This is a genomic window from Clostridium sp. UMB9555A (assembly GCF_030222355.1).
GTDB classification, from domain to species: Bacteria; Bacillota; Clostridia; order Clostridiales; family Clostridiaceae; genus Sarcina; species Sarcina perfringens.
Window position 1 is genome coordinate 1 of record NZ_JASORQ010000003.1, and the last position, 24,118, is coordinate 24,118.

Genomic DNA, 24,118 nt, shown 5'->3' on the forward strand with positions numbered 1-24,118 from the left:
TATAGGATATTATTAAAATATATTACTAATTATTATTTTTAACCTATAAAAGAAATTGTAATTAAAAAGTGCATTTTGTTTTTGACACTTGAGTTCATAAATAAAATGCTATTTATAGATGTTGTATATAACTTCCATTTAATTACCTAATAAATTTACTTAATCATATATATAAATAATAAAATTTATCTGAAACTAATCTTCTTTCGTTATATTAAACCCTTTCCAATAACTTGGATGATATGAAGTATATATATTTTTAAAATTATTTATTTTTAAAAACTTAGTAACATTATCTTGTAAATCACTTGTGCATGCATTTATTATAAGTTCTGGTTTATATTTATCCATTCTTTCTTTAAATTCATTTTTAATCTTTTCTTCTTTCCATATTTTTTTCCAACATCTATTTCTTAAAGTTTTATATTTACCTTCTAATTTATTGTTATGGTACATATATAATGATGTTTGATATTGTATAGGATTTGATATTATTAGCTTATATTTATTTTCTTCATTAGAAAACAAATCTTTTTCTAATTCCTTCAATTCTCTTAATACAGTTAAAATGTTCATATCTATAAGCCTTCCAGTTTCTCCTTGAGCAGGCGCTATAGCAAATCTATTAGAGTCATATTCATCGCTATGAGGAGATTCAAGTAATAAGACAATATTCTTATATTCTTCTCTTTCTTTAGTACTTCTATCTTTATAATTAGATTTACCAAATACCTCTAAATCTTGTTCTAATTCTTTTTTATATAATTTAGTTTTATCACCAAAAATTAAATACCTATATACATCATTAACCTTTGAAAGATTTAAGTTTAAATTCTTCATTTTAGTAAATTTTCTTATTTTACTAGCTACATCCTTATCAATATCTAATGCTATGTTTAACCCATTATCTAAATTCAAATTTATACTAGTATATTTTGTTTTTTTAGTTTTATTTTTACTCATAAATACTCATATCTCCTTAAATTACTTTACTTCTAGTTATTATAAATCCATCCTTATCCCATAATCTCTAAGCCAATCTTTTCTAATTTCATAATCACTCATTACTGAAGATACTAATTGCCAAAATTCACGAGAATGATTCATATAATACATATGACACATTTCATGGACAATTATATAGTCTAGAACTGTTGATTTAGCCATTACACATCTCCAGTTAAATAACAGTTCGTTTTTACTTGTACAACTAGCCCATCTTTTCTTTTGTTCTTTAACTTTTATAGCTATTGGTTTTTTATTAAAGAATCTTTGATAGTATTTTATTCTTTTGGCAACTTGTTCTTCAGTTTTTTCTCTATACCATTCTTCCATAGCCTTTTTTATTATTTCATCATTTTTTTCCTTTACGTAAACATGAAACTTTCCCCTAAATAATTTTACAAATGAATTATTCTGTAAAGTTTCATCTACATGAATTTGTAGTGAATAGTTTCTTCCTAAGTACATGAATGATTCGCCATTAACAAATTCTCTTTTAACTTTCTCTTCTTGTATATGTCTAAATTCAAAAAGCTTTTGTACTATCCAAGCTCCTTTTGACTTAACTATCTCCTTAATTTCATCTTCAGAAGTATTAATAGGAGCAACTACTAAAATATTTTTAGGTGGCTCTACAGAAATACTTATAGTTCTTCTATCTCTAAATTCAATTCTGAATTCTATTTCTTTTGTTCCAAATTGTATTTTACTTTTCATATTCTACCTCAGATTTTAATCATTCTGCTTAGAATTATATATAATTAAACTACTTCAAAATGTATCTTAGCTAAGTTTAGAAGTGGTTCTATTATTTTTTCTCTAACATCCCTAGGAATTTTTTTAGCATACTTTTTGATTAGCATAAGCTTTATTCCTCTCTCAACATCATTAGTTTTTGAAGGATTAGTAACCCAGTCAATTCCACTGACATCTTCAACTACAGTTCTAACATCTTTGGCTATTTGTTTAGAAAGTTCTACTGTTTCATCAGATATGTAGCAAGCTTTTTCTTCCTTAGCTATGAATTCTTCTCCACCATCTTCTAAGTATTTTTTTACTACTTTAAAGAACGCAAACTCTTTCTCATCTAGCCCTAAATCACTAGCCTCATTAGCAGCTCCATCTTCAACATGATTCTTAATAAACTTATTTAATCTTATTTTTCTTTCAATCCAATCATTTTTTGTTTCATCTAATATCTTTTGAAGTCTCTCCAATAGAGAAGCATAATAAACTGGATTTTCTTTTCTTCTAATATTAATTGTATGCTTAATTGCATGTTCCATAGCAGATGCTTGAGCCTCATCTGATTTTAGAGTGTTTATCTTACCTTTAAAATCTTTTTCAAATAATGTTATTGGTTCAATCCAACTTCTAACTCCTAGTGATTTTAAATGAGTTTCTATTATTTCTCTAACCTTTTCTCCACAATCAGCAATATCTATTGATTCACTTGGACTAAACTTAGCTTTAGCAGCCGCTCTAATATATGATAGCCATTTCAAATCATTTAATATTTCTGTATCAACATGTGATGGTAAAAGACTTTCAACTGCCCCTGAGAATTTTCTATACATTAATTCAAATTCAGCTCTTTTATCTTCTGGCTCAATTTTATTCACAAGAGCATCTAAATTATTTTTATCCACACCTCTAAACATAGACATTATAGATTCTCTATAAGATAACATTTCATTATATAAATCATCTAAAGATTCCATAGGTTTACCTAATTCTTCTTTATCAAATATAGCTAAAGCATCTTCTAAGTAATTTGAAATCCCATAATAATCTACTATATATCCACATTGCTTTGTAATATTTTCTTTTACTATTTCTCCATTTTCAAGTTGTCTCTCAACTTCTCTTGTTGATGTTCTATTAACCCTTGCAATAGCTTGAAGTAAAGTATGTTCTTTTAGTGGTCTATCAAGATACATAACCTGTTCAATAGGTGCATCAAATCCTGTTAATAACATATCTTTAACTATTAAAAATGTTAACTTGTCCTTATTTATAGGTTTCTTAAATCTTTTTATTAACTTTTCTTGCTCTGATTTTGTAGTAAAATGCTTTTTTAAGTGAGGTTTATCATTATTATCTCCTGAGAATATTACTTGAGCTTCAAATCCTTCACCTAATATTTCTTTCATATGTCTATTTAAAGCATCATAATATTTTACACAAGCTTCTCTTGATACACATACAATCTGTGCTTTAAACCCATTAGGAAGTATTTGTTCTTTATAGTGTTTTAATAAATCTTTAGCAATTTCATCAATTCTATCTTCTGATTCAACAATAGTTTTTTTATTAGCATATTTTTGTTTAATAGCTTCTTTTTCTTCATCAGTTCTATCTGAAAAAGCTTCATCAAATAATTCTTCTAAAGATTCACCTATTACTTGTAAGTCTGGTCTTCTACCTTCATAAACAATCTTAACAGTAGCACCATCATCTACGGCTTGTTTAATAGAGTATTTATCTATATATCCTCCAAAAGTTCTTGGTGTTGATTTATCTTCTTTATCTATTGGAGTACCTGTAAATCCAATAAAAACAGCATTAGGTAATGCCTTTCTCATATTAGCTGCTGTGTCCTTATATTGACTTCTATGAGCCTCATCAGCCAATACAATAATATTTTGTTTTGTGCTTAAAACAGGATACTCAACAGCATATTTTTGAGTTAATCTTTCTCCATCAAGCATAACTTCCTTTTCTTCAGTTTCACTTTGAAATTTCTGAATAGTAGTCATTATAATTTGTGGTTGAGGATTCGATAATAATTTTTTCATTTTATCAATCTTATCAGCTCTAACAGGAGTAGTTATTTTACCTAAAGTTCTTTCAAAAGTTCCTGCTATTTGCTTATCAAGGTCAATTCTATCTGTTACTACAACTATTGTAGAATCTGTTAATCCTTGTGTTCTCTTAATTTTTCTAGCTAAGAAAACCATAGTTAAAGATTTACCAGACCCCTGAGTGTGCCAAACAACTCCACCTCTTGAAATCTTATCTTTTCCATTTTTAATTTTATTAAGAGCTTTATTTACTGCTCTAAATTGTTGATATCTACAAACCTTTTTAATTACAACTCCATCTTCTGCCTCAAAAACTATAAAATTTCTCATCAAATCTAAAAGATTTTTCTTTTCTAAAAATCCTTGTAAGAATATATTTTGTCCACAATTTTTATAATCTTCAACTTCTTCAAGTTTAAATGGATATGGGTCTTTCCATTCTAAATAGTAATTATAACTTGAACTTATAGTTCCAACATAAGCATTATATCTATTTAAAATTCCAGTAAAAAAATTAGTATAGAATAGCTTTGGAGCTCCTTCACCTAAAGATTCATCTCTAGCATTCATATATCTTTTTAACTGTTCATAAGCTTGTTTTTTTCCAATACATTCATTATTTCCCTTTTCTAAAAAAGGAGATTTAGCTTCTAAAACAACTACTGGAATACCATTAATAAAAATAACTATGTCAGGAAATATAGACTTTCCAGAAAGAGTTTGAACTTCAAACTGCCTGACAACTAAAAAATCATTATTATCAACATCATCCCAATCTATAAAATGAACTGTCTGTGGCTTTTTCTGTCCGTTCCCAAACAAATCCTGTTCAACAGTAAAAGTTAAATCTACTAATGCATCATATATCTTTTCATTTATCTCTAATAAACCACTTCCTAGATTATCTGCTCTAGAAATATGTCTAATTGCTCTATCTAAATTCTCTTTATTCATCCATGGATTAAGTCTTCTTAAAGCCTCTCTTAATCTATCAACTAAAACAACATCAGCTAAAGAATCTCTTGCTCCACTTTCAGGAGTTAAATCTTTACCATGAATAAAAGAATACCTTAAATTCTTCTCTAAATACTCAACTGTTGGTAATTCAACCAAGGTTTCTTCATTCCCTAATAATATCATTTTTATCCCTCTGACTTAATTAATTATTTGTTTAAACAACATTTTTTATACTTCTTACCACTTCCACAAGGACAGGGGTCATTTCTTCCTATTATTTGCTTTTTAAATATATTCTTAGTTTTAAAATTTGGATGTTTATATGTGACTCCATGTTTCTCAAAATATATTTTATCTATTAGATTATATTCTAAAGTAGGCACATAAATATATTCTTCATTCTCTTCTAATCTATCCTTTGAAAAATAAACTTCTAATACTTCTAGTTCATCACTTGCTATAAATTTATCATGCCTAGATATTCTCCAATTTATATAATTAATAAAATCTTCGGTCCCTTTTTCCATATAAATTAACATATCAACCAAATTTTCTAAATCATATAGATTACAAGACCAAGCGTATTCATCACATTCCCCTAATGATAGTAATGGACTCATGTTTATATTTAATGGACCAAACTGTTCTAAAGTTATTATAATAGTATATATTTTCTTGTAATTTTTCTTATATAATTTAAAAGGATTTACCTTATCTTTATATAACGTAACGTCTTCACTACTTAATATAAACTTCTTTAACTTATTAGCCTGTTCATAACCTCCCCCTATTCCTGATTTTGAATTAAAATGGTCTACTATTCGTTTGTATGCTTTATCAGGGTTAAATAAAGGTGCTTTAGTTTTTGAACTTTTTATTTCAATTATGAATAATTCTTCTTTATATTCAATTAACAAATCATGTTCTTCAGAACCATATATTTCACATACAGATTTATAATATTCAGCTTCTTCTCCAAATATTTTTCTAAATAAATTTAATGTTAATTCTTCTGTCTTATTTCCTCTCGCTTCGTAATATTTTATTTTATTTTTGTTGTCCAACTCTTCTAAAAAAGATATTACATATTTATATATAGCTGATAGTACTATTTTAGGATTGACTATAAACAATCTATATTCATCAATCCAACATAACGGCTTGTCTTCAAAAACATTATTTTTATTGTAATATAAAAAGTCTCTTGACTTTCTTTGTAAAGAAAATAACTCTATAAGTTTATTTCCTTTTAATTCTCCATATTTTTTAATTATATCGCTTTTATAAACAATGAATACATCATTCATCTTTGTTAAATTTTCTTTATTAAAACTTTTAGCTTGATTCAACATATATTCATATGCTTCTTCAACATTAGATTTAGATTTAATTTCTACTTTCTGCATTAGTTTTTGATATTGTTGAACAAATTTTGAATATCCACCTTTACTCTCTTCCATACTTTTTGAAAAACCACTTCTAATGAATTCATAAAAACTTATAAATTCAGAAACACTTATTCCAATTTCCTCAACCAAAATATTATCAAATGGTTTAGCAAATAAATTTAATCTTTCAATAATCTGCTCTTCGTATCTTAATATGTCTGTATTAAAATATGATAAAAAAACTTGCATTGAAATCTGTCTTTTTTTCTTTTCCATATCATTTAAGTTTTGTAATTCTTCTATACTCTTATCTTCTGGAATAAAAAATTTCATATAGTCATCTGTTATACTTTTTAACTTTTTCTCTATTTCTTCAAATGAATTCATTTCATCTTCGATTAATTCTTCTTTACTATCTTCATCTTTTTTGTAATCAGTGCTCATTAATAATCCAGCTAAATAAATATATTGCTTATAAGGTGAATCTAAAATTGTCTTATTAAATATATTAGAATTATCAGCAAAATCATCTTTATTATTTGAGAATGTTATAAATTTCGTTGCAATATAACCAAGTATATCCATAGTTTCATATTTTGATAAAATTTCTTTCAGTTCATTTATTTTTTCTATCATCGTTACACCACCACTTAATAATATTTATTGATAAAAGATTTAAATTCAAACTATAACCCCCCTTGAATTGGGTGGTTTAGTTTAATAGTAGAAGTATATATCACTATATATACGATTTTCTAATTAACAACTTATATATAAATTATTTTTTCACTGGCTAAATATTATTTTTTTATAATATTAACTAATATAATAAAAAATAATTTAATAAATTCTTATTTTTCCTTTTAATAAATTTTGCATTAATCCAGTTTTTAAAATTTCTAATTTTTCCTTTTTATTTTGATATTGTTTTATTTTTTGGTCTAATGTCCTTAATATTGAATATATTTTTTCTTGCTCCTCAATCGGAGGTATCGGTAATTTCATATCTAGTATTGTATTCTTCGAAATATTATATCTAGTTGAGCCTTGAGCTCTTTGAGATATGTATTTTCTTACCAAATTACCCCTTAACAAATACTCTGCAAATTTAGGATTAAGTGTATTAAAATCATTTAACCTAAATCCAAAACAAAAACTATTTAGATATAGTTCTCCAATATCATTCAACAGTACTGAACTCATACCAGCCTCCTCAGGTGTTTCTGATGAAGTTGTAAAAAATATATCTCCAACTTTAACCTTATTTTGCTTTTCCCCATCTAATATTTCAACATACTCTAAATACTTCTCATCGACTTTTGAGTTCATAAAAATATTTTTATATGGAATATATGCTTTTCCTTGACCAAAGTTTTCTTTTGATTTATTGGTTAGTCCAGAATATGTTTTACCTAAATCTTTTAATTTTAATACTCTCCAAGATTTTGGTATATCTCCTAATTCGGTTTTCTTTAACTCTTTATTTTTAATCCCTTTTTGTAAAAACTTTTGCATTAATCCTTCTTTTAACTTCTGTTTTTCTCTCATTAGTCTTTCTGTAATATATATTTGGTCATCTATAGTTGATAATATAGATGCTATTTTTTCTTGTTCTTCTTTAGTTGGTAATGCTATTTTAAAATCTTTAAAAAAACTTAAACCTATAGTTTTTATAGTACTGCCTATTGCAATTCTTTCAAACAACTTCTTTTTACTAAATAAATAATAATATAAATATAAATTATTTATATTTTCTCCACAAACATAATTTATAAAATGCTGACTTGTCGCCATAGGCTCTAATTTTGTTATTCCTACTTTTCCAACGGTTGCATCCCTAGATAAAACGACTGTTCCTTTAGGTAGCTTTACTGCCGAAGAATTTTCTATTCCTAATTCAGTCGTATAATCTTCTGTATTCTCAATATATCTATTATCTAATTTTTTTGTATCTTTTAATGATATCCATGGAATATTTCCATTCCAATATTGTTCCTTTTGCTTATTAGGAGTATGTCCTGAATATCTTTTTGCCACATTATCTATATACTGTATTTTCCATTCATTAGGTATCTCTCCTAACTCAGTCATTTTATAGCCTTCTCTTGTTTCTTTTTTCACTTATTAACTCACCGCCTTACAGAACATCAAATCCTAATTCTTTTAGGTATCCATTAAGTTTCTCTTTTGTTTTTACTTCTGCTTCTTCTAACTCTTTTATTTCATTTATTACTTTTTGTATATCTACTGGTTCTTCTTCTTCAGTTGTATCAACATATCTGCTTATATTTAAGTTACATTCGTTTTCTTTTATTGTTTCTAACTCTACTACATTTGCATATTTTTCTACATCTTCGAACTCATCAAATGCAGTTATTATTTTTTCTATATCTTCTTCTCTTAATTTATTTTTGTTTCCTTCTTTTATAAAATCATTGCTTCCATCTATAAATAATATTTTATTTTTTCTTTCTTCTGATTTTGCTTTATTAAGTACTAGTATAGCTGCTGGTATTCCTGTTCCATAAAATAAGTTTTGTGGAAGTCCTATTACCGCTTCTATTAAATCATTCTCTATGAATCCTTTTCTTATTTTACCTTCTGCTGCCCCTCTAAATAAAACTCCATGAGGAACTACTGATGCCATTTTACCTTTCATATTTAAACTTGCTAACATGTGTTCAACGAAAGCTAAATCTCCATATGACTTTGGTGGTATTCCATAAGCAAATCTATGAAAAGCATCATGTGAAGCTTCTTCTACTCCCCAGTTTTTAAGTGAGAATGGTGGATTTGCTAATACCTTATCAAATACCTTTAATGCTCCACCTTCTGTATGCTTTGGTTCTCTTATAGTATCACCTTTTTGAATATCTGCTCCCTTTGCTCCATGGAATAACATATTCATTTTACAGATTGCCCAAGTTGAAAGGTTTATTTCTTGACCAAATAAACTTAAATTCTTAGGATTTCCACTATGCTTTTTAACATACTCTATACTTTGAATAAGCATACCACCTGAACCACATGTAGGGTCATATATTCTATCTCCTTCTTGTGGTTTTAAAATATTTGTAATAACCTTAACAACCTCAGTAGGAGTATAGAATTCTCCACCTTTCTTACCACCCTGGTCTGCAAATTGTTTTATTAAATACTGATAAGCATCCCCTAGCATATCTTCTGATTCTAAGTTTGAGTTTGCTAAGTTTACTGTACTAAATAAAACTAAAAGCTGTGCTAATTTTTTATCTGGCACCTTTTCCTTGTCATTATAGTTAGTTGTGCTTAAAACTCCCACAAGTTCTGAGTTTTTAGGTTCGTCTTCTAAAGCTTTAAATGCTTTATCTAATTCTGGTCCTATATTTAAAGTTAAATTTCTAAGTTTCTCCCATCTAGCTTGTTCTGGAACAAAGAAAGTCTCATAAATACTAGGGTCTTCTAAAAGTTCTCTTACCTCCTCTTTATCTAAGCCATCTTCTAAAAACTCTTTTCTTCTCTCTTCTCTTTCTTCATTAAACTCATCATTTAATCTTTTTAAAAATAACATTCCAAATATATAATCTTTATACTCAGCAGCTGATAATTCTCCTCTAAGAATATCAGCACATTGCCAAAGCGTTGATTCTAATTCTTGTAGTGTAAGCTTTGCCATAAATTAATCTCCTTTATTTTTAATCTTATATTAATTTTATCATAATAATATTAAATATTGTTTTAATAGGTATAACAAATTTAAACAGTTATGTTTTTATATACTATTTATTAAACACTAAACATATATATTATAGATATTACTATTATAAAGGAAAGTTTAATGAGTAAAAATCCATATCTTCATTCAGTAATAAAATATTTAAAAGACAAAAAGTTTTCAGAAATTATTAATTTAAAACCAAATGAAATAAACAAATTTATTAGAAAAATAAATCTGATATTATTTCATCTTTAAATTTATCTGAAGATAACTTTAATTCTTGTAGAAGCTATATATCTATTTGCTTAAAAGCCATAATAATTATAAATTTTCTTTCAAATGAGGAAGTTAATATATATAATAAATTGTTACAATGTAAAAGCACTAAAGAAGTAACCTATTTATTAAGAGACAAAGAAAAACTTCCTTTCTATCTTTATGATAATATTTCTGTGCAAATTAGAAAGGAAATTAATTCAATAAAAGAATCGAAAACACCAAACATTTACAACAAAGAAAATTTAGAAGAAGTAAAACTTGAGCAAACTAATCTTGAAACTTCAGAAAAGATAAAGCTTAATATAGATTCACTCATTACTTTAATAAAAAATAATAACTCTCTAGATAAAAACTTAAATAATTGTACTGATAAAGAAATTTACTCTTTAATAAAAGAAAATTTCAATGAAACCTATGAAATTTCTGATGAATTAATCGATGAATATATTGATATTAAAAACTCTTCTGAATCTATAGAAATTGATGAAACTATCAATATTGAGAAAGTTAATTTAATCAACAAAGAGCTTACAGACCAATTAGCTGTTCTTCAAGAAAACTTTAATAAAGTCTCCTTAGAAAATCAAAACCTACTTAATGAAAAAGAATCTTTACTTGCTGAAATAGACCGTCTTAATAAGGATATAGATAAATATAAAAACAAGTCAGAAAATCAAAAAGTTGAAAACTTAATTTCAATGAAATTAAACACTTTTAATTCTTTATTAAATAACAATTCTCCTGAAAGACAAATAACTATAAAGGATTTTATTCTAGTTAACATATCTAAGTTTATTGATAAACATAATCTAATTAAGACTGAAAATCTAATATCACAAAATCGTGATTTATACTCAGAAATGGTCCAAATATGCTTATTATCTTTTATGCATGAAAATTTACTTTTTTAAGTTATACAATTCATAATACTTGTCCATAATATAAATGTATATTTGTTGTGAGGAGTGTAATTAATGAGTAAATTAATAAATAATGCTGGGAATTTAATAAGGTCAAAACGTAAAGAAAAAGGCTATTCTATTCAAGAATTATCCAAACTCTTAAATGTATCGCCAGGTTTAATAAATAACATAGAAAATGGTAAGACAGATACCTTTAACAAGGAGATTTTTAATCATTTTTAAGTCTTTCAGTCATACGTTCGATATGAGATTTAATGTTATTTTTAGAATTACTTTAATTTTTGTATCTCATGCTTATTAATTAGACATTGCTCCCTATATTCCTTGACTTTTTCGCTTATCTCCTCATATCTAGTATTAAATCCTCTAAGATGATGCTTTAGCATCATTGGGTCATTCCTGTAGGTATCCACAAGCTTATCTGGATTGAATGTTAGCATTATTTCTTTAGATTCTTCATCTCTTTTAGTAACATAAAGATGGTTTAACTCTTCTATGTGCTCTTTTATTTCTTTATTTCGGTTGAAGTAACGATAATCAAAATCTATGCCAAAAGTAGCTTCAACATATCTGGCTAATTTAGAAGCATCTATTTGCCCTATAACTTTAGTATTCCTAATGTAGTGTTCTATAAATTCCTTTAAATCTTCCGTTGTATATTTAGATTTTCTCCCTCGCTTATTCTTTTTACTATTCTCTAACTCAGACATAAGTCATCCTCCTTTTCCACACCATTTATTATATAATCTGCAATCATTTCGCCCTTTTGAAATTCTAAAGATTTCATTTTATTTACGCAAGCCATATATTTATTTTCAAAATCCTTAATCTTCTTATGGTGTTTAATAATGTATTGCATGGTCCTTATTTCAGAACTTAATTCATTAGAAAGTGATTCTATCTCTTCCCTAATAATACTCAGTTTATTCTTAAAATGTATTGAAAAGTCTAAGGTGTGGTTGTTTTTATGCCATATTTATCACAAAGAGGGCTAACATAGTCTTATTTTATTAAGTTTTCAAATCATTAATAACTTTCTCTTCTTTAGAATTGCATTTCTTAAATTTATTAACTTGCTTACGTTTATAATATTTTTTTATGCACATGGCTATTACTATATTTATCTCAACCAATATCACAACAGTTAAAACTATTTCATAAAGACCAAGTCCTATTCCGATACCTAAAGATGCTACACAAAAAATTTCTGCTCCAGTAGTTACCCCATTTACTTCAATTCTTTCTCTATCATTAATAGTAAAAATAACACCTCCAGCAACAAATCCTATTGCAGTAATTATATTGGCTATTAACCTTGACTTATCTGCTCCTTCACCTAATCCATGTATAGATATTAGTGTCAATAAACAAGATGTTATACATACTATAGAAAATGTTCCTATTCCAGCTGCTTTTTTCCTTCTAGTCCTTTCGAATCCTATTATTAATCCAATAATTGAAGCTATTGCTAATTTAATTAGTTGAATATATATATCTAACATATTTAACCTCAATATAAAATAAATGTTATACTACTAAAATATGAATTTAAATTTAACTTTGGTATCAAAATAAGTTTAAATCACTTAAAATATTTTAACTTAAATATAAATATAAATGATATTTATATTTACCAATTGGTTTCATATTTATTTTTTTCTTAAATACAACTTAAAACCTGACTAATACTAACTTCGCCCTATATGATACCATTCAAAACTTCCTCATAACCAAGCCCCGAAATGACCTGAGCTCCCAATCTAGCATAATCAATTTTTATTACACTTCTTATATAATAATTATCTTTTATGGCTTCGAACACATCCTGACCTAATCTTATTTCTATTAAAGAAACTATAGCTGCGCCTACACAAACTAATATTTGTGTTCTAAATCCAGCAGCTCTATTATGATACTCTCTTTCATAACCTATAACACCTCCAACTATTGTTGCTAATAACAACCTTATAATTATATCTTTAAAACTTAAAGTTAATCCCATAATAAACTCCTCAAATACTTTAAATGAACTTATTATAAGATATGCTAAATAAATGTTAAAATATTTAGTCTTAATTCATATTAGAATATTTTTATTTTAAAATTAATTTAAACAACATATTTATATAAAGTATGTTATTAAATATAAAATAAATATTAACCTACTTATTAATGTCTACACTATTAAATATTCTTTAACCTATAAAATAGTTGTTAAAATCTAAAAAAATATAGGCTTAAATATATTTAGATTTTTAATCACTCTAAACATACTTAAACCTAATTTACTTATTTAAAAACTTCTATCTAAATATATCTAATTTTAATTTATCTGCTATTTCCTTTAGAAGTTTCATACTAGCAACACTATTTCCTGGTACATCTAAGGCTGGACTAAATAATCCTATACCACATTTATTAGGAACTGAAGATAGTATTCCTCCTCCTACACCACTTTTAGATGGTAGTCCAATATGAACTGAAAAAGCTCCTGATTCATCATATAATCCGTAAGTAGTCATTAGTGATTTAACAACAGTGGCTGTTTCTATTGAAAATAATCTTTCACCATTCCAAGGCATAACCCCTTCATTAGCTAATACAGCACCTAATCTTGCTAAATCCTTAGCTGTAACTAAAACTGAACATTGTTTAAAATATGAATCCAAAATATCAGTAACATCACCTTCCATGATTCCATTACCTTTCATATAATAAGCAAGAGATCTGTTTATATCCCCTGTTTCTCTTTCTGATAAATATATTTCAGTATCTAAAGTAATTTCATCATCATTCATAATCTTTCTATAAAAATCTAAAATTCTTTTAAAACGTTCTTCATCATTTTTTCCCTTAAGTAAAGATACTACTTTAATAGCTCCTGCATTAATAAATGGATTTGATGGTTTATTTTTATGATTTATTTGCATATTCATAATTGAATTAAAAGCAAATCCAGAAGGTTCTGTTCCAACTTCTGAAAATACTTTTTCTATTCCATTATCTAATATAGCTAATATTAATGTAGGAACCTTTGATATGCTTTCAATTGCAAATCTAACGTCATATTCTCCAGCTGAAAACTCTCTATTTTCTTTTAAATCATAAATACAAACACCTAATTGATCTGGATTTACCTTTGCAAGAGCCGGAATATATGTAGCTACATGTCCTTCTTTTGTATATTTTCTATTATCTTCTACTAAAGCCTCTAAATTTATATCCATAAAAATCACCTCTCAATTTACTTTATAAAAATATTATAAACAGTTAATAATTTCAAAATCAAAAGTCAAGATTTTTACTTCATATAATTTTTCTACAGGTTATTTGCGAATTTAATTTTAAAATTAAGTTTCTTTTAAAACAAAGTAGCTTTTAACCGATATGAAATCCTAAAAGTGTATTTTTTTATAAATCAATATGAGGTTCCTATACTCCAGTTCTTTCCATACCTGCTGATCCTCCCAAAAAATGAGTTGCAACTCTTCCAAAGAAAACTAAAGTAATCCCATACGAAGTGGTACATATCCACAATAATCATTTATATTCTCCATTCATTGATATTAATAATTCTTAAGCATAAAAATAACTCCTACACAATATAAGCTATATAAACATATAACTTATATTGCGTAGGAGTCATTAGCATAAAGTATTTAATGGCGAACTCCATCACCTATAAAAAAACTTATAATTACTTAAAAATACTTATATTAAATTACTAAAGAATTTATATTCCTAATCTAAAATAATATCTTCAATAACTTTCACACCATTATCAAGCATAGAGTTTAAAAATACATAATTCATAAAATTAGCTTTATGCATAGGCATATCAAATGTATCTACAAGTTTTTTTGGTACATATATTTCTCCATCTTTATTAACTCTATTAAACTCTGCCCTTAAGCTTATAGCTAATTGATAAATACATATATCTGTACAATCTCCTACTATTATTACATTGTCTATCTCTTCTTTATTTAATATGAAATTCTCCTCTAAAAACCCATTTGTTGAATTTTTCTTTATAACTTCTATTCCCTCTAAGTTCAATTCCTCAACAAGTTCCCATTCATCTGTATCTTTCATACAATGCTTAGGGTATGCTCTTAATTCTATTGAGTCTTCTGTATGATAATCAGTAAAAGCTTTAACTCTTATCCCCTTATTTAAAGCATACTTTGCTAAATTACTTATTGGATTTATTAACTTCTCTATCCTATCACTATATAAAGCTCCTGCTTTAGCAAATCCTTTATTTATATCAACTATTAAAAGCATTGTCCTATTCTTATCTAAACTTTTTAAATCTAAACTTTCTAATGATTGAAGTCTTTCATAAATTCCATTTATCATTTCATTACTTTCATTTAATAATAGTTCTTTAGTCTCCATAATTTAAATCCCCCTATATTTTTTATATTTATTTTATTATGTAACCAATTCATATCTTTATCAATAACTCTAAATATTTTTAACATTTAATTAAAGAATTCATTCTTAATAAATTCTTAGAACTTACATAAAATAATTTCATTTATTATATTTATATAACATGAACTCTCATTTGATAAATTAATTTTAAAACCATATAATCAAAGAGTAATTTATATTATTAAATGTTAAATCTTATAGAGAAGGAGGGTAAATATTGAATAAATTTTTTAGAAACAATAAATCATATATAAAAATGGTATTAGTAATAATAGTATCTTATCTATCAATAAAGTTAATAGATAATATACCTAGTGTTATGTCTGCTATTCATACGATTTTAGCAGTACTATTACCTTTTTTATTAGCATTTATTATTGCCTATATATTAAATCCAATTGTAAATTTATTTAGCAAAAAATTTAAATTAACAAGAGGAATTAGTATAGTAATAACTTACTTAATATTTGTAACATCAATTTCACTAGCAGCAACTTATTTATTACCTAAATTATATACAAGTTTAATTGAATTAATAGATAATATACCTGCATTTACTAATTATGTACAAAACCTATTTACAGAAATAATGGCAAGCTTTAAAGTTCCTGAAGGAATAAACTCTTATTTACCTCATGGAGATACTAATAAACTAATAACATTTATTGGGTCTATGGTTACAGTACTATCAAACTGGTTATTAGATGCTGCCATAAGCTTAACTAGTTCTATAATAAACTGGATATTTGGATTCTTAATTTCCATATATGTTTTAGTAGATAAAGATAAATTCTTAGCCCATAGTAGTAAGGTTACAAGAATTGTTTTTGGTAAAGATCTTGGAAACGAAATATTAGAATTTGTAAAGATACTTAATGAAAAAATAGGAACTTATGTTGGAATAAAAGCAATAGATTCCTTAATAATAGGTGTACTAGCCTTTATTGGATTAACAATAATGAAATCTGAATATGCCCTTTTATTATCAGTGGTAGTTGGTATAACTAATATGATTCCTTACTTCGGACCATTTATAGGTATGGTTGTAGGATTCTTTATAAATGTATTTATAAGCCCAATGAAAGCAGTTATTGTTTTAATATATCTTTTCATATTACAACAATTTGATGCTTGGTACTTAGATCCTAAGCTTATAGGAAACAGAGTTGGACTTAGCCCATTTTTAGTAATCCTTGGAGTTACCCTTGGAGGAGCTATATATGGTCCTATAGGTATGATACTTGGAAGTCCAGTTATGTCAGTTATTAGAATCTATACTTTAAAATTAATTAAAAAATTTGAATATAGAGCAGAATAATAAAAAGAAGTTGTATTTAATACAACTTCTTTTTATTACTTAAATATATTTTAAATCAAATTTAATTTCATTATATACTCATTTATATTTATATTCCTATTTGTTGATTTTATAGATTTTTTTATTAAATTAGATTTTTTTATTGCTACAGTAATTGGCATATGACAGTCATTCTCCTTTTCAAAATACATAAGTATTTGACCAGTTAAAACATTTCCACCAATATCAACCATAGGCTCAATAGCTTTTATATTCTTATTTATATGAGTGCTTACTATTATATTAACTCCCTCTTTCATTCCTATCTCTATAAATCCATAATCCTTTGAAATATTAATAACTTCCCCCTTAACGGGAGAAAAGAAAAATTCATTATGTGAATTTAAACTAATTATATCTTCTAAATCCTCTAAATTAAAAGCCTTATTTAAAACAATATAATCTAAAACATTTCCCTCACCTGGCGCCATAATATAAATTTCATTATCTGATTTATTTAACATATATAAACACCTCTTGTTTTTAAAATATTTAGACCTTATTAATTTATATGTTTTCAGCTTTTAAATTATAATTAAATGTTTATTTAGCTACTCTCTATTTCTAACTTACCAAATCTTTTCTTCTAATTTATTTTTATCCTTAAAACATAATTTTTTATTATTCCTAAATTAGCTATTATTTCTCTTCCACTATAAAATTTAATTTTTAAGTTTACAATTATCTTAACTAAATAATGTCTAGAATATTTAACCCAAACTTTATATTTATTTTAATCTATACTTATCTTAATTAAAGAATGTATTAATAAATTATCTTTTTCCTTTATAATAAGTTATAGAATAACTCATAAAAAGCCAAATTCAATCACAAAATATTTTATAATTAAAATTTTTAATATAATACCTTGTAATTTTTGAATGTTTTTTATTGATTTTGATTGTTTTTGGTTGTATAATTTAGTTACAAGGTTTTAGGAGGTTATTATGTTAAGTGAAAAAAGACATGAGATAATATTAAACTTATTAAAACTAAAAGGTTTCGTTAGCCTAACTGAATTGCTTGAAGCTACTGAAAGCTCTGAATCAACTATAAGAAGAGATTTAAGTTATTTAGAATCTATAAATCTATTAAAAAGAGTTCACGGTGGTGCTAAATCATTGGCTAATGTCTCAAAAGAATTAAGTTACAACGAGAAATCATCCAAAAGCATTCACGAAAAAAGAGCTATAGCAAAATATGCAGCTTCTTTAATAGAAGATGGCGATTGTATTTTTGTAGATGCAGGCACTACAACATATGAATTAATCGATTACTTAGAGGGAAAAGATATACTTGTTGTAAGTAATGGCTTATCTCATATAGATACATTAATCCAAAAAAATATTAAATGCTATGTAATAGGTGGAAATATTAAAATTTCTACAAAAGCAATAACTGGATGTGATGCATTAATGTGTCTTTCAAAATTTAGATTCGATAAATGCTTTATTGGTGCTAACGGAGTTCATCATACCTATGGACTGACTACTCCAGATACTGAAGAAGCAATATTAAAAGAATGTGCAATAAATAATTCTAGAAAAGCTTATGTATTAGCTGATGACTCTAAATTTGGAGAGATTTCAACAATAAAATTCTCTGATATTAACAAATGTGTAATAATAACAAACGAAAAACCTGAAGATAATACATATGATAAAAAAACTGATATAAAGGTGGTTGATATTTAATGATTTATACTCTTACTCTTAATCCATCTATTGACTATATAATAGATGTAGAAAACTTAGAGCTAGGAAAAGTAAACAGAACAAGTAAAGATTTTAAGTTTCCTGGCGGAAAAGGAATTAATGTTTCAAGAATTTTAGGAAATCAAAAAATAGATAATATAGCCCTTGGATTCCTTGGTGGATTTACTGGTAAGTTCATTGAAGATAATCTAAACTCTTTAGGGGTAAAAACAGAATTTATAAAAGTAAAAGGTGATTCAAGAATTAATGTAAAAATTAAATCTAATGAAGAAACAGAAATAAACGGTGCTGGTCCAATGATAACATCTGAAGAATTAGACTCACTGTTTAATAGATTGGATCAATTAGTAGAAGGAGATATATTAGTTCTTGCAGGTAGCATTCCATCTACTCTTCCTAAAGATTTATACCTTCAAATACAAAAAAGAGTTTCTAAGAAAAATGTAAAGGTTGTAGTTGATACTTCTGGAAAAGCTCTTTTAGAAGCTATAAAAAATAAACCTTTTTTAATAAAACCAAATAATCATGAAATTGAAGAAATATTTGATGTAAAAATAAATTCTGAGAAAGAACTTATTAAATATGGAAAAGATTTAGTTTCTCTTGGAGCAGAAAATGTAATAATCTCTATGGCTGGAGATGGAGCTCTATTAATAACTAAGGATGGTGTATTCAAAGGAAACGCCCCTAAAGGAGAAGTTAAAAATTCTGTAGGAGCTGGCGACTCTTTAGTAGGAGGTTTCTTAGCAAAATATGTTGAAACTAAAGATTTAATTGCTTCCTTCAAAAATGGAATAGCCTCAGGAAGTGCTAGTGCATTTTCTTTAGATTTAGCTCTTGCTGAAGATGTCAATAAATTATTACCAATTATAAAAATTGAAAGATATGAGGAGGTTTAAAATATGAAAATTTCTCAATTATTAAGTCTTGACACAATAAAACTTGACCTTGCTGCATCTAACAAAAATGAAGTTATAGATCAATTAGTTGATGTTTTATGGGATGCTGGAAAGTTAACTGATAAAAATCTTTATAAAGAAGAGATTTTAAAGAGAGAAAGTTTATCTTCTACTGGTATTGGCGAAAGAATAGCAATTCCTCATGCTAAAACAAAGGCAGTAAAAAATGCATCTTTAGCTCTTGGTATATACAAATACGGTGTAGATTATGATTCACTTGATGGTGAACCTGTTAATATAGTATTTATGATTGCTGCTCCAGCTGGAGCAAATGATGAGCATTTAGAAACTCTATCTAGACTTTCAGTACTTTTAATGAATCCTGATTTCAAAAATGGACTTTTAAATGCTAAAACACCAGAAGAAGTTATTTCTCTTCTTGATAAATTTGAAGAAAATGAAGAATCTGATGAAACTCAAGATTCTAATGAATCAGAAAATAATTCAAATAAAAAATATATCTTAGCTGTTACAGCATGTCCAACTGGTATTGCTCATACTTATATGGCTGCTGATTCACTTAACAAAACTGCTAAGGAAATGGATGTACATATAAAGGTTGAAACTAATGGTTCAACAGGAGTAAAAAATAGATTAACTCAAGAAGACATAGATAAGGCTGACGGTATAATAGTTGCAGCTGATAAACAAGTTGAAATGGCTAGATTTAATGGTAAAAAGGTTGTAATAGTTCCTGTAGTTCAAGCTATGAAAAGACCACAAGAATTAATAAACGAAGCATTAAGTGGTTCTGCTCCAGTTTATTCTCATTCTGGAGATTCTTCTAATCAATCTTCTGGTAAGACTGAAAGAAGAGGATTTTATAAACACTTAATGAATGGTGTTTCAAATATGTTACCATTCGTTGTTGGTGGTGGTATATTAATAGCTATATCATTTATGTTTGGTATTCACTCAGCTGAAATAAATGATCCTACTTTTAATCCAATAGCTAAATTATTAAAAGATATTGGTGGAGGAAATGCTTTCTTCCTTATGATTCCTGTTCTTGCTGGATTCATTGGATCAAGTATAGCTGATAGACCTGGATTTGCACCTGCTATGGTTGGTGGTTTAATCGCTGCTAACAGTGGATCTGGTTTCCTTGGTGGATTAATCGCTGGTTTCCTTGGTGGATATGTAGTTGTATTATTAAAGAAAATATTTAGTAAATTACCTCAATCATTAGAAGGTATTAAACCTGTTTTACTATATCCTCTATTTGGTATCTTAATAACTGGTACCTTAATGTACTTAGTAATTGTTGGCCCTGTAACTGCTTTAAATAATAACATAGCAATATGGTTACAAAACATGGGAACTGGAAACTTAGTTCTTCTTGGAATAGTATTAGGTGGAATGATGGCTATAGATATGGGTGGTCCTATAAATAAGGCTGCATTTACTTTTGGTATAGCTATGATAGCTTCTGGAAACTACTATCCACATGCTGCTATAATGGCTGGTGGTATGGTACCTCCTTTAGCTACAGCTTTAGCAACTACTTTCTTCAAAAATAAATTTACTAAAGATGAAAGAGATGCTGGTACTACTAACTATATAATGGGATTAACTTTCATAACTGAAGGAGCTATTCCATTTGCTGCGGCTGACCCATTCAGAGTTATACCTGCTTGTGTTATAGGTTCAGCTATAGCTGGAGGATTATCAATGGTATTTAAAATAGGTTTACCAGCTCCTCATGGTGGAATATTCGTAGTTCCAGTAGTTGAAGGAAATCCTCTTTTATATCTTCTATCAATATTAGTAGGCTCTATTGTAGCTGCTCTAATAATAGGATTCTTAAAGAAACCTGTAAATGAAATAAATAAATAAGTTAATATATAAAATAATTTAAACCCACCTGAAAATAGGTGGTTTTATTTTTTTAATAAATAAAAAAGATTAGATAGAAATTCTTTTTAGAATTCTATCTAATCTTTAATTAAAATTTTCTATTATATTTATATACTTACTTTTTCAAACTATAATACAAATTTAAATATTTCAACTACTATAGCAGCTATACATGCACTTATTGGGATTGTTAATATCCAAGCCCAAACTATATTCTTAGCAACTCCCCACTTAACCGCTTTAGGGTTTTTAGAAGCTCCAACTCCCATTATGGTAGTTGTTATTATGTGAGTTGTACTTACAGGTGCATGGAACATAGTAGCTATTCCTATAACTCCTGCTGCCCCAGTTTGTGCTGCAAATCCATTAACGGCGTTTAATTTAGCAACTCCACTTCCCATTGTTTTAATTATTTTTTGTCCTCCTATTGAAGTTCCTGTTGCCATTGCAATTGCACATAAAGCTATAACCCAAGTTGGTACTTCAAAAGTAGATAAAAATCCTCCACTTAAAAGTGCCATAGTAATTATACCCATTGATTTTTGAGCATCATTACCACCATGGTTTAAAGCCATTAGTGCTCCTGAAACCACTTGTAATTTTGAGAAAATTCTATTTACAGGGCCTGGTTTACATCTTCTTAAGGCCCAGTTTAATAAAATCATAAATATGTATCCAACTATTAGACCTATAATTGGTGATAATATAAGCCAAAGAATTACTTCATCAAAAAGAGTTCCCCAACTTACTATGTTTATTGAATGTGAATAAGCTATTCCTCCACCTATTAATGATCCTATTAAGGCATGAGAAGAACTACTTGGAATTCCAAAATACCAAGTAATAAGATTCCATATAATAGCTCCTAATATAACTGCTGCAATAACCCATAGAGGTATTTTATTTTGATCTACTATACCATCTCCCACAGTTTTAGCAACTTCAGTTCCTAAAAATGCTCCAACAAAGTTAAATACGGCACATAAAGCTATGGCAGCCTTAGGTGAAAGAGCTCTTGTGGAAATTGATGTAGCAACTGCCGTTGCAGTATCATGAAATCCATTTATAAAATCGAAAGCTAATGTTAAGAGAATAATAACAACTGTTACAGCTAAAGTACTAGACATACTTCATCACTACTCCCTCAACTATATTGGCTACAGCCTCACAACTATCTAAAGTTGCCTCTAAGAATTTATATATTTCTCTCCATTTTATTATATCAAGAACTGGAGTTTTTCCATCTTCAGCAAATAATTCTGATATCATTTGTCTATAGAAAATATCTCCTTTATTTTCTATTTTATTTATTGAAATTACTCTCTCTGTAATTTCTTTATTTTTCTTTTTCATATGTTTAAATTCTTCCATTAAAGATACTAGCTCTCTTGACGCATCAACTATTAAACTTCCTAAAACTTTAGCACCTTCTTTTGATTCATTTATGTTGAACATAGTGAATCTATGCATAGTACTTTCTATTGAATCTAAAATATCGTCCATTCTTTTTGTTATAGAAAATATATCTTCTCTATCAATAGGAGTTATAAAAGAATTATTTAGCTCTTCTATAAGTCTATGAACTATTTCATCTCCTTTATGTTCTAACTCTTCAACTCTAGCCACGTGGCTTGTTTTATTTTCAAGATCCCCTAAGGCTTCACTTAATATTACTGCTGCTTTTTCTACATTTTTTGCTTCATCGATAAACATATCATAAAATTTATCGTCTTTAGGATTTAAATTAAACATTCGTATTTCATCTCCTGGTTCTCATTATGAATTTTTATTGAACAAATCTAGTATATCATAATATTTTTTTAAATTTAACATTCAATTAATTAATTAACTTACACTTAACACAGAATGTATCTTTATCCATTTATTATACAAATACATCTCGCTTTATTTAATTTAATTAAATAAAGTCTTTTAAACACCTATTATATTATTAATTATATGTAAATCCACTTAACATTGTATTATATATAGTTCAGCACTTTATTAATATTTTATTAAAAACATTGTAATTATATTTTATTTTAAAAGCCTTTTAGCCTCTAAAGCTCTTTGTATTATGGTTATAAATATTATTAAGGAAAATATATTTGTAACTAAATTTAATTTTATAGATGATAGTAAAATCATAAGTGAAAAACAAATAAATCCTTCTGACCTTTCTGCAAGTCCTGCTTGGTATCTAAAAGACTTCATACCATTATTTTGAGCTAAAGCTCCTACTGTTAAAAATATAGTCATAGATATTAAAATCATCATTGTTAATATTAAAAGATATAATCTACTATTTTGAAATTTTAAAGCTAAGACAAATATTATGCTTAGTTCAACAATTCTATCAAAGGTTATATCTAAAAGTGTTCCAAAGGGGCTAGTTAAATTCTTTTTTCTTGCCATAGCACCATCAACAGAATCTAAGTATCCTGATATCCAAAGAAAAACCACTGATAAAATCAATTTATCGAAATAAAGAAATATAGAACTCAAAACTCCTATAATTAGAGCTATTATACTAACCCCATTTGGTGTTAATCTTAACTTTAATAATGTATTAGCACCTAAATCTATTATTGGATTTACATACTTTCTTCCATAAGTATCTAACATTATTTTTCTCTCCCTCTATTTTAATCTTTCATTTGCTTTTATTTTTATTAGATAAGTATGTGAACTACTCTCCACTTATAGGAATGGGAGCTCCTTAATGAATATACCTAAAAGT

The 24,118-nt window shown here is 27.0% G+C and carries 19 protein-coding genes, 2 pseudogenes and 1 riboswitch; of the genes and pseudogenes, 6 read left to right on the plus strand and 15 right to left on the minus strand.

Features of this window, described 5'->3' with window-relative positions:
• Positions 1-195: 195 nt before the first annotated feature.
• The 6 genes and pseudogenes from QP548_RS10055 to QP548_RS10080 all read right to left on the minus strand — a co-directional run bounded on the left by QP548_RS10055 (position 196) and on the right by QP548_RS10080 (position 9,806).
• Positions 196-963, minus strand: coding sequence for a hypothetical protein (locus QP548_RS10055; RefSeq protein ID WP_075808054.1), 768 nt, complete (start codon positions 961-963; stop codon positions 196-198).
• A gap of 39 nt (positions 964-1,002) precedes the next feature.
• A complete protein-coding gene (locus tag QP548_RS10060) occupies positions 1,003-1,719 on the minus strand; it encodes a M48 family metallopeptidase (RefSeq protein ID WP_075808055.1) in 717 nt (238 codons plus the stop codon).
• Between the two features lie 44 nt (positions 1,720-1,763).
• Positions 1,764-4,946, minus strand: a complete 3,183-nt coding sequence (locus QP548_RS10065; RefSeq protein WP_075808056.1) for a type I restriction endonuclease subunit R — start codon at positions 4,944-4,946, stop codon at positions 1,764-1,766.
• A 23-nt stretch (positions 4,947-4,969) separates the two neighbouring features.
• Positions 4,970-5,047, minus strand: a pseudogene (locus tag QP548_RS17015) (SEC-C metal-binding domain-containing protein); the annotation flags it as partial.
• A gap of 1,944 nt (positions 5,048-6,991) precedes the next feature.
• Positions 6,992-8,272, minus strand: a complete 1,281-nt coding sequence (locus QP548_RS10075; protein ID WP_075808058.1) for a restriction endonuclease subunit S — start codon at positions 8,270-8,272, stop codon at positions 6,992-6,994.
• A 16-nt stretch (positions 8,273-8,288) separates the two neighbouring features.
• The gene (locus tag QP548_RS10080; RefSeq protein WP_075808059.1) at positions 8,289-9,806 is read right to left on the minus strand and encodes a type I restriction-modification system subunit M; all 1,518 of its coding nucleotides are present in this window, start codon (positions 9,804-9,806) and stop codon (positions 8,289-8,291) included.
• A gap of 494 nt (positions 9,807-10,300) precedes the next feature.
• Between QP548_RS10080 and QP548_RS10085 the strand changes: the two genes are divergently transcribed.
• Both QP548_RS10085 and QP548_RS10090 read left to right on the plus strand, forming a co-directional pair.
• Positions 10,301-11,038 carry a hypothetical protein gene (locus tag QP548_RS10085; RefSeq protein WP_139321055.1) on the plus strand — a complete coding sequence of 246 codons (738 nt, stop codon included), beginning with the start codon at positions 10,301-10,303 and terminating at the stop codon, positions 11,036-11,038.
• Positions 11,039-11,101: 63 nt separating this feature from the next.
• On the plus strand, positions 11,102-11,272 hold the full coding sequence (locus QP548_RS10090; RefSeq protein ID WP_081092138.1) for a helix-turn-helix domain-containing protein: 171 nt from the start codon (positions 11,102-11,104) through the stop codon (positions 11,270-11,272).
• Positions 11,273-11,319: 47 nt separating this feature from the next.
• Here QP548_RS10090 and QP548_RS10095 read toward each other — a convergent pair whose 3' ends face one another.
• The 5 genes and pseudogenes from QP548_RS10095 to QP548_RS10115 form a co-directional block, all read right to left on the minus strand.
• The gene (locus tag QP548_RS10095; RefSeq protein WP_075808061.1) at positions 11,320-11,760 is read right to left on the minus strand and encodes a hypothetical protein; all 441 of its coding nucleotides are present in this window, start codon (positions 11,758-11,760) and stop codon (positions 11,320-11,322) included.
• A gap of 300 nt (positions 11,761-12,060) precedes the next feature.
• Positions 12,061-12,552 carry an MgtC/SapB family protein gene (locus QP548_RS10100; RefSeq protein ID WP_075808062.1) on the minus strand — a complete coding sequence of 164 codons (492 nt, stop codon included), beginning with the start codon at positions 12,550-12,552 and terminating at the stop codon, positions 12,061-12,063.
• A gap of 224 nt (positions 12,553-12,776) precedes the next feature.
• A pseudogene (locus QP548_RS10105) lies at positions 12,777-13,052 on the minus strand (MgtC/SapB family protein); the annotation flags it as partial.
• Positions 13,053-13,353: 301 nt separating this feature from the next.
• A complete protein-coding gene (gene glsA / locus QP548_RS10110; RefSeq protein ID WP_061426510.1) occupies positions 13,354-14,277 on the minus strand; it encodes a glutaminase A in 924 nt (307 codons plus the stop codon).
• A gap of 402 nt (positions 14,278-14,679) precedes the next feature.
• A riboswitch (Fluoride riboswitch) is annotated at positions 14,680-14,739 on the minus strand.
• A 52-nt stretch (positions 14,740-14,791) separates the two neighbouring features.
• Positions 14,792-15,451, minus strand: coding sequence for an isochorismatase family cysteine hydrolase (locus tag QP548_RS10115; protein WP_061426509.1), 660 nt, complete (start codon positions 15,449-15,451; stop codon positions 14,792-14,794).
• Between the two features lie 256 nt (positions 15,452-15,707).
• On the opposite strand from QP548_RS10115, the gene QP548_RS10120 reads away from it, so the two are divergent.
• A complete protein-coding gene (locus QP548_RS10120) occupies positions 15,708-16,808 on the plus strand; it encodes an AI-2E family transporter (protein WP_061426508.1) in 1,101 nt (366 codons plus the stop codon).
• 50 nt (positions 16,809-16,858) lie between these two features.
• Here QP548_RS10120 and QP548_RS10125 read toward each other — a convergent pair whose 3' ends face one another.
• On the minus strand, positions 16,859-17,311 hold the full coding sequence (locus QP548_RS10125; protein WP_061426507.1) for a hypothetical protein: 453 nt from the start codon (positions 17,309-17,311) through the stop codon (positions 16,859-16,861).
• Positions 17,312-17,794: 483 nt separating this feature from the next.
• On the opposite strand from QP548_RS10125, the gene QP548_RS10130 reads away from it, so the two are divergent.
• Genes QP548_RS10130 through QP548_RS10140 form a run of 3 tightly spaced genes read left to right on the plus strand, consistent with a single transcriptional unit; the run spans position 17,795 to position 21,357 of the window.
• Positions 17,795-18,541 (plus strand): DeoR/GlpR family DNA-binding transcription regulator, encoded by a 747-nt coding sequence (locus tag QP548_RS10130; RefSeq protein WP_061426506.1) that lies wholly within the window; start codon positions 17,795-17,797, stop codon positions 18,539-18,541.
• Positions 18,541-19,461, plus strand: coding sequence for a 1-phosphofructokinase (pfkB, locus tag QP548_RS10135; RefSeq protein WP_061426505.1), 921 nt, complete (start codon positions 18,541-18,543; stop codon positions 19,459-19,461). Before QP548_RS10130 ends, pfkB begins: the two co-directional genes overlap by 1 nt.
• A 3-nt stretch (positions 19,462-19,464) precedes the next feature.
• Entirely contained in the window at positions 19,465-21,357 is a 1,893-nt protein-coding gene (locus tag QP548_RS10140; protein WP_061426504.1) for a PTS fructose transporter subunit IIABC, read from the plus strand.
• A 149-nt stretch (positions 21,358-21,506) separates the two neighbouring features.
• On the opposite strand, the gene QP548_RS10145 is transcribed toward QP548_RS10140, so the two are convergent.
• The 3 genes from QP548_RS10145 to QP548_RS10155 all read right to left on the minus strand — a co-directional run bounded on the left by QP548_RS10145 (position 21,507) and on the right by QP548_RS10155 (position 24,003).
• Positions 21,507-22,505 (minus strand): inorganic phosphate transporter, encoded by a 999-nt coding sequence (locus tag QP548_RS10145; protein WP_003450180.1) that lies wholly within the window; start codon positions 22,503-22,505, stop codon positions 21,507-21,509.
• On the minus strand, positions 22,498-23,130 hold the full coding sequence (locus tag QP548_RS10150; protein WP_003450071.1) for a DUF47 domain-containing protein: 633 nt from the start codon (positions 23,128-23,130) through the stop codon (positions 22,498-22,500). The genes QP548_RS10145 and QP548_RS10150 overlap by 8 nt, the downstream gene beginning before the upstream one ends.
• Before the next feature lie 285 nt (positions 23,131-23,415).
• Positions 23,416-24,003: a CDP-alcohol phosphatidyltransferase family protein gene (locus QP548_RS10155; protein ID WP_057257332.1), complete on the minus strand. Its 588-nt coding sequence runs from the start codon at positions 24,001-24,003 to the stop codon at positions 23,416-23,418.
• Between the last annotated feature and the right edge of the window lie 115 nt (positions 24,004-24,118).

Bases quoted from the DNA above. Each gene is read 5' to 3' on its own strand.
- QP548_RS10055 (WP_075808054.1), bottom strand. From the start codon at position 963: ATGAGTAAAAATAAAACTAAAAAAACAAAATATACTAGTATAAATTTG.
- QP548_RS10060 (WP_075808055.1), bottom strand. From the start codon at position 1,719: ATGAAAAGTAAAATACAATTTGGAACAAAAGAAATAGAATTCAGAATT.
- QP548_RS10065 (WP_075808056.1), bottom strand. From the start codon at position 4,946: ATGATATTATTAGGGAATGAAGAAACCTTGGTTGAATTACCAACAGTT.
- QP548_RS10080 (WP_075808059.1), bottom strand. From the start codon at position 9,806: ATGGCAAAGCTTACACTACAAGAATTAGAATCAACGCTTTGGCAATGT.
- QP548_RS10090 (WP_081092138.1), top strand. From the start codon at position 11,102: ATGAGTAAATTAATAAATAATGCTGGGAATTTAATAAGGTCAAAACGT.
- QP548_RS10095 (WP_075808061.1), bottom strand. From the start codon at position 11,760: ATGTCTGAGTTAGAGAATAGTAAAAAGAATAAGCGAGGGAGAAAATCT.
- QP548_RS10100 (WP_075808062.1), bottom strand. From the start codon at position 12,552: ATGTTAGATATATATATTCAACTAATTAAATTAGCAATAGCTTCAATT.
- glsA (WP_061426510.1), bottom strand. From the start codon at position 14,277: ATGGATATAAATTTAGAGGCTTTAGTAGAAGATAATAGAAAATATACA.
- QP548_RS10115 (WP_061426509.1), bottom strand. From the start codon at position 15,451: ATGGAGACTAAAGAACTATTATTAAATGAAAGTAATGAAATGATAAAT.
- QP548_RS10125 (WP_061426507.1), bottom strand. From the start codon at position 17,311: ATGTTAAATAAATCAGATAATGAAATTTATATTATGGCGCCAGGTGAG.
- QP548_RS10130 (WP_061426506.1), top strand. From the start codon at position 17,795: ATGTTAAGTGAAAAAAGACATGAGATAATATTAAACTTATTAAAACTA.
- pfkB (WP_061426505.1), top strand. From the start codon at position 18,541: ATGATTTATACTCTTACTCTTAATCCATCTATTGACTATATAATAGAT.
- QP548_RS10140 (WP_061426504.1), top strand. From the start codon at position 19,465: ATGAAAATTTCTCAATTATTAAGTCTTGACACAATAAAACTTGACCTT.
- QP548_RS10145 (WP_003450180.1), bottom strand. From the start codon at position 22,505: ATGTCTAGTACTTTAGCTGTAACAGTTGTTATTATTCTCTTAACATTA.
- QP548_RS10150 (WP_003450071.1), bottom strand. From the start codon at position 23,130: ATGTTTAATTTAAATCCTAAAGACGATAAATTTTATGATATGTTTATC.
- QP548_RS10155 (WP_057257332.1), bottom strand. From the start codon at position 24,003: ATGTTAGATACTTATGGAAGAAAGTATGTAAATCCAATAATAGATTTA.